Origin of the sequence: Streptomyces narbonensis, assembly GCF_014649015.1 — a bacterium.
In the GTDB taxonomy this organism is placed as follows: domain Bacteria; phylum Actinomycetota; class Actinomycetes; order Streptomycetales; family Streptomycetaceae; genus Streptomyces; species Streptomyces narbonensis.
In genome coordinates this window covers 1-557 of sequence record NZ_BMSF01000179.1, presented here as the reverse complement: position 1 = coordinate 557, position 557 = coordinate 1, and the positions used below count along the sequence as shown (strand labels likewise).

The following is a 557-nucleotide window of genomic DNA, read 5'->3' as shown; positions in this document are numbered from 1 at the left end:
GTAAGACTTTCTGAAATAGGTAATATGATTCAAGATCATGCAAAGAAGAATGGATATAGTGTTGTAAAATATTTTTGTGGACATGGAATTGGTACAGATTTTCATTTAGAACCTCAAGTTCTTAATTTTAATGGATATAATTATAAAAATGATATTTTTTTAAAAGAAGGAATGTGTTTAACAGTTGAACCAATGATAAATATAGGTAAACATTCAATTAAAATATTAAATGACGGTTGGACAACTCTTACAAAAGATAAAAGTATTTCGGCTCAATGGGAGCATACATTAATTATAAAAAAAAAAGGTGTAATTATTACAACAATTAGAAAAAATGAAAAATTTATAGGATAAATATTTATTATGATATTTAGTTTTGGTTTAGGAATAGCAACGAAAAATTATAAAAATGAGATATTAGAAGTTTATTATCCTTTTACAATAATATATCCATATCCATTTTTTATAAAAAATTTATTAAATAAATTAAAATTTAATATAAAAATTATATCAAATAGTTTTAATTTATATTTATCTAATAAAGATTTATTAATTTT

1 protein-coding gene is annotated in these 557 nt (G+C 20.1%); it reads left to right on the top strand.

Features of this window, described 5'->3' with window-relative positions; translation table 11 throughout:
• Positions 1-354 (top strand): M24 family metallopeptidase (locus IE124_RS34430; protein ID WP_189514057.1); only part of this gene is annotated, 354 nt, incomplete at its 5' end.
• Positions 355-557 lie beyond the last annotated feature (203 nt).